General features: G+C 53.6%; 3 tRNA genes and 3 rRNA genes. All 6 read right to left on the bottom strand.

The annotated features are described in order from the left end of the window. Positions 1 to 77, bottom strand: a tRNA-Met gene (locus tag C8N42_RS20720). Between the two features lie 156 nt (positions 78 to 233). Then, positions 234 to 348: ribosomal RNA gene (gene rrf / locus C8N42_RS20725) — 5S ribosomal RNA — on the bottom strand. 121 nt (positions 349 to 469) lie between these two features. After that, a 23S ribosomal RNA gene (locus C8N42_RS20730) occupies positions 470 to 3,294 on the bottom strand. Positions 3,295 to 3,671: 377 nt separating this feature from the next. Then, positions 3,672 to 3,747, bottom strand: a tRNA-Ala gene (locus C8N42_RS20735). A 28-nt stretch (positions 3,748 to 3,775) separates the two neighbouring features. Then, a tRNA-Ile gene (locus tag C8N42_RS20740) sits at positions 3,776 to 3,852 on the bottom strand. A gap of 148 nt (positions 3,853 to 4,000) precedes the next feature. After that, positions 4,001 to 5,465: ribosomal RNA gene (locus C8N42_RS20745) — 16S ribosomal RNA — on the bottom strand. Together the 16S, 23S and 5S rRNA genes with 3 tRNA genes alongside form the textbook arrangement of a ribosomal RNA operon. Positions 5,466 to 5,909: the final 444 nt, after the last annotated feature.

Raw genomic sequence — 5,909 nt, forward strand, 5'->3', positions numbered from 1 at the left:
TGGTTGCGGGGGTAGGATTTGAACCTACGACCTTCAGGTTATGAGCCTGACGAGCTACCGGGCTGCTCCACCCCGCGACAATATGTTGTGCTACGGCCTGTGGGCTTGAGCACTGAGTTTGGGGACGGTATTGACCCCGATCTGGCCTTTGCGGCCTGGCCCCACGGGCGAAGATATGTTCGTGTGGGGTGTTTTCATCGTTTAGAGAGATATTTGTTCAAGCTCTTTATTAGGTTTGGCGGTGACCTACTCTCCCACGTCTTGAGACGCAGTACCATTGGCGCAATCGTGCTTAACGGCCGAGTTCGGGAAGGGATCGGGTGTTTCACTGACGCTGTGACCACCAAACCGAAGAAAGAGCTTATTTTCTGCGCTACCGCCTATTCGGCTAAATGAGCGCGAGACCAAGTCAAGTAAGTTGTATGTGTATGCTTTTGTTCTAGTAAGAGCAGTTTTGCTTTTACTGGATCAAATCAAGCCTATCGGGCAATTAGTACCGGTCAACTGAATGCGTTACCGCACTTACATCTCCGGCCTATCGACGTGGTGGTCTTCCACGGCCCTCAGGGATACCTTGTTTTGAGGGGGGCTTCCCGCTTAGATGCCTTCAGCGGTTATCCTTTCCGATCATAGCTACCCTGCACTACCGTTGGCACGATAACAGGTCCACCAGTGGATCGTTCACCCCGGTCCTCTCGTACTAGGGGCAACTCCTCTCAAGTATCCTACACCCACGGCAGATAGGGACCGAACTGTCTCACGACGTTCTAAACCCAGCTCACGTACCTCTTTAAATGGCGAACAGCCATACCCTTGGGACCTGCTCCAGCCCCAGGATGAGATGAGCCGACATCGAGGTGCCAAACACTGCCGTCGATATGGACTCTTGGGCAGTATCAGCCTGTTATCCCCGGCGTACCTTTTATCCGTTGAGCGATGGCCCTTCCACTCGGGACCACCGGATCACTATGGCCGACTTTCGTCTCTGCTCGACTTGTCAGTCTTGCAGTCAGGCTGGCTTCTGCCATTGCACTCAACGAGCGATTTCCGACCGCTCTGAGCCAACCTTCGCGCGCCTCCGTTACTCTTTGGGAGGCGACCGCCCCAGTCAAACTACCCGCCACACAGGGTCCCGGGCCCAGATAATGGGTCGCGGTTAGACATCAAGCAGAACAAGGGTGGTATCTCAAGGAAGGCTCCACAGGAACTGGCGTTCCTGCTTCAAAGCCTACCACCTATCCTGCACATGTTGTGCCTGATGCCAGTGTGAAGCTGTAGTAAAGGTGCACGGGGTCTTTCCGTCTAACCGCGGGAAGCCTGCATCTTGACAGGCAATTCAATTTCGCTGAGTCGATGTTGGAGACAGCGGGGAAGTCGTTACGCCATTCGTGCAGGTCGGAACTTACCCGACAAGGAATTTCGCTACCTTAGGACCGTTATAGTTACGGCCGCCGTTTACCTGGGCTTCAATTCAGAGCTTGCACCCCTCCTTTTAACCTTCAGGCACCGGGCAGGCGTCAGACCCTATACGTCGTCTTGCGACTTCGCAGAGCCCTGTGTTTTTAGTAAACAGTCGCCACCCCCTGGTTTGTGCCCCCAGCCAATACTTGCGTAGAAACTGGGCCTCCTTCTCGCGAACTTACGGAGGTATTTTGCCGAGTTCCTTCAACATCGTTCTCTCAAGCGCCTTGGTATTCTCTACCAGTCCACCTGTGTCGGTTTAGGGTACGATCTAATGAGAGGCTATTTCCAGGGACCGCTGAGCCGCCCATTCAATCCGATAAGGATGAACGACCTTTGCGATCCGTCACTTCTCTCTGGCCCAGGAATATTAACCTGGTTCCCATCGACTACGCCTTTCGGCCTCGCCTTAGGGGTCGGCTTACCCTGCTCAGATTAGCTTTAAGCAGGAACCCTTGGACTTTCGGCGACAGGGTCTCTCACCCTGTTTGTCGCTACTCATGTCATCATTCTCACTGGTGATCTCTCCACGGGATCGCTCACGCGCCCGCTTCACAGAAAGCTTCGAGCCTCCAATGATCCCGAAGGATCTAAGGAGGCATGAAGCTATATCACACCACGCTCTGCTACCATGCCTTACGGCATCCTCGGCTTCGGCTCATGGCTTGAGCCCCGTTACATCTTCGCCGCAGGACAACTTATCTAGACCAGTGAGCTGTTACGCTATCTTTAAAGGATGGCTGCTTCTAAGCCAACCTCCTGGTTGTTTTGGTCGTCCCACCTGCTTTCCCACTTAGCCATGAATTAGGGGCCTTAGCCGGAGGTCAGGGTTGTTTCCCTCTCCACTACGGGCGTTAGCACCCGCAGTGTGTCTGCCATCTAGTACTCCCGGGTATTCGGAGTTTGGTTAGGATCAGTAAGCCTGTGGGGCCCCATTACCCATCCAGTGCTCTACCCCCCGGGGTATTCGGATGACGCTCTACCTAAATAGATTTCGCAGAGAACCAGCTATCTCCGAGTTTGATTGGCCTTTCACCCCTAGGCACAACTCATCCCGACCTTTTTCAACAGGTGTGGGTTCGGACCTCCAGTAAGTGTTACCTTACCTTCATCCTGGTCATGCCTAGATCACTCGGTTTCGGGTCTGATCCCACGAACTCAACGCCCTATTAAGACTCGCTTTCGCTGCGCCTACACCTAACGGCTTAAGCTTGCTCGTAAGACCAAGTCGATGACCCATTATACAAAAGGTACGCCGTCAGGACTCGAGGTCCCTCCGACTGCTTGTAGGCGTCCGGTTTCAGAAACTGTTTCACTCCCCTCGTCGGGGTGCTTTTCACCTTTCCCTCACGGTACTGGTTCGCTATCGGTCAGTAAGGAGTACTTAGCCTTCGGGGGTGGTCCCCCGATCTTCAGACAGAATTTCACGTGTTCCGCCCTACTTAATACGTCCAATTGAGCTTCCTGTACGGGGCTGTCACCCACTATGGCCAGACTTTCCAATCTGTTCCAGTCACTCTCATGGCTCGGCTGGTCCCCGTTCGCTCGCCGCTACTAGGGGAGTCTCTATTGATGTCCTTTCCTCCGGGTACTTAGATGTTTCAGTTCCCCGGGTTTGCTCTTAAAACCCTATGTGTTCAGGTTAAAAGTACCTGTTTCAGCAAGATATTGATTACCGAGGTAACAATATCAAACTGTCAGGTGGGTTCCCCCATTCGGAAATCCATGGATCAAAGCCTATTCTCGGCTCCCCATAGCTTATCGCAGAGTATCACGTCCTTCATCGCCTCTTACTGCCAAGGCATCCACCAAACGCCCTTCTCGCGCTTGATTTGATCCAGAAAGAGCAAAACTGCGAGGGCTGCAGCTGGTACGAGCAACCCTATACTTCCTGAACCAAAAGCATACTTTCCCGCTTCCGATCTTGTATGGGATCGGAAACGCGCTGCAATTCCGCAGAACCGCAACTTGGTTAGTTTACTTGACTTGGGCAACATCATCTTTTCAGCCGCGATACGCATGTTGGACCGGGAATGTGGTCCGCAATGCGCCTTCCCTTTCGGGAAACGACCGAGATCGACCCTCACTTGGGCGATCAACGATGTTGCATTTAATCTCTCTATACGATGTCAATTTCGTCGGGGAGACCCGACGCTGTCCGATTGGACGAGAAAGAACTCGAAAGCTCTTTCTGATCTAATCGAAGGTAATGGTGGAGCCTATCGGGATCGAACCGATGACCCTCTGCTTGCAAAGCAGATGCTCTCCCAGCTGAGCTAAGGCCCCATATCCAACACTTCAGAAGAAGTGGAGGTGGTGGGTCGAGGAGGACTTGAACCTCCGACCTCACGCTTATCAGGCGTGCGCTCTAACCACCTGAGCTACCGACCCAGACAGACCGGTAGGCCTGTGATTGCTTAACGAAGAGATATGAGGACGGCCTGGCCGAGTTTGATCAACTATTGTTGATCTTATGCTACTATGTAGCTGCTAAGTGTTTCACGAGAGTGGCAAGCCATTCTGCTAGAAACATCCTTAGAAAGGAGGTGATCCAGCCGCAGGTTCCCCTACGGCTACCTTGTTACGACTTCACCCCAGTCGCTGAGCCTACCGTGGTCCGCTGCCCCCAAAAGGTTAGCGCACGGCCGTCGGGTAGACCCAACTCCCATGGTGTGACGGGCGGTGTGTACAAGGCCCGGGAACGTATTCACCGCGTCATGCTGTTACGCGATTACTAGCGATTCCGACTTCATGGGGACGAGTTGCAGACCCCAATCCGAACTGAGACAGTTTTTTGGGATTAACCCATTGTCACTGCCATTGTAGCACGTGTGTAGCCCAACCCGTAAGGGCCATGAGGACTTGACGTCATCCACACCTTCCTCCCGCTTATCACGGGCAGTTTCCCTAGAGTCCCCGGCCGAACCGCTGGTAACTAAGGATGTGGGTTGCGCTCGTTGCCGGACTTAACCGAACATCTCACGACACGAGCTGACGACAGCCATGCAGCACCTGTCACTGATCCAGCCGAACTGAAGGAAACCATCTCTGGTAACCGCGATCAGGATGTCAAGGGTTGGTAAGGTTCTGCGCGTTGCTTCGAATTAAACCACATGCTCCACCGCTTGTGCGGGCCCCCGTCAATTCCTTTGAGTTTTAATCTTGCGACCGTACTCCCCAGGCGGAATGCTTAATCCGTTAGGTGTGTCACCGACAAGTATACTTGCCGACGACTGGCATTCATCGTTTACGGTGTGGACTACCAGGGTATCTAATCCTGTTTGCTCCCCACACTTTCGCACCTCAGCGTCAGTATCGAGCCAGTGAGCCGCCTTCGCCACTGGTGTTCCTCCGAATATCTACGAATTTCACCTCTACACTCGGAATTCCACTCACCTCTCTCGAACTCAAGACATCCAGTATCAAAGGCAGTTCCGGGGTTGAGCCCCGGGATTTCACCTCTGACTTAAATATCCGCCTACGCGCGCTTTACGCCCAGTAATTCCGAACAACGCTAACCCCCTCCGTATTACCGCGGCTGCTGGCACGGAGTTAGCCGGGGTTTCTTTACCTGCTACCGTCATTATCTTCACAGGCGAAAGAGCTTTACGACCCTAAGGCCTTCATCACTCACGCGGCATGGCTAGATCAGGGTTGCCCCCATTGTCTAAGATTCCCCACTGCTGCCTCCCGTAGGAGTCTGGGCCGTGTCTCAGTCCCAGTGTTGCTGATCATCCTCTCAAACCAGCTATAGATCGTAGGCTTGGTAGGCCATTACCCCACCAACTACCTAATCTAACGCGGGCCGATCCCTCACCGAAATTCTTTCCCCCGAAGGGCGTATACGGTATTAAACCCAGTTTCCCGGGACTATTCCGTAGTGAAGGGCACGTTCCCACGCGTTACTAACCCGTCCGCCACTAAGCCCGAAGGCTTCGTTCGACTTGCATGTGTTAGGCCTGCCGCCAGCGTTCGTTCTGAGCCAGGATCAAACTCTCAAGTTGAAAGCACATTACTGTGCTAACCTTGACGTCGAACCTCTGCACATCACTCGGGTCCCGGCATGGAACCCGAATACTGTTTCTCGTGCATCAGTACCAAAGGTACCGAAGTCCGACAAACAGTGAAGCTGACACTCCATCATCGAACCCGAAAGTCCTAGGAGCGCGATATACAGACGTTCTTGTCGTTAAGACCAAACCGCCCACATATCTCTTCGTTCATCTCGCAATTTCAAAGAGCCAGAGACAAAAACCAGACCAGTGCGCCCTAACTTGCGGCGCGCCCGCCCAGATCTGCCTCAAAATGTCTGCCTCGCTTCCCGTCCCGTCTGCCCTTCCGAGCGTCCCGGCCAGTCCGTCTGGCGCCCCGCCGTGCGCCTCAGCGCCGCCGGTGAAGGGGGTTCTATGGCTTACCGCTAAGACCCGCAAGTGGTTTTTGAAAAAAAA

Origin of the sequence: Celeribacter persicus, from assembly GCF_003050785.1 — a bacterium.
Lineage (GTDB): Bacteria > Pseudomonadota > Alphaproteobacteria > Rhodobacterales > Rhodobacteraceae > Celeribacter > Celeribacter persicus.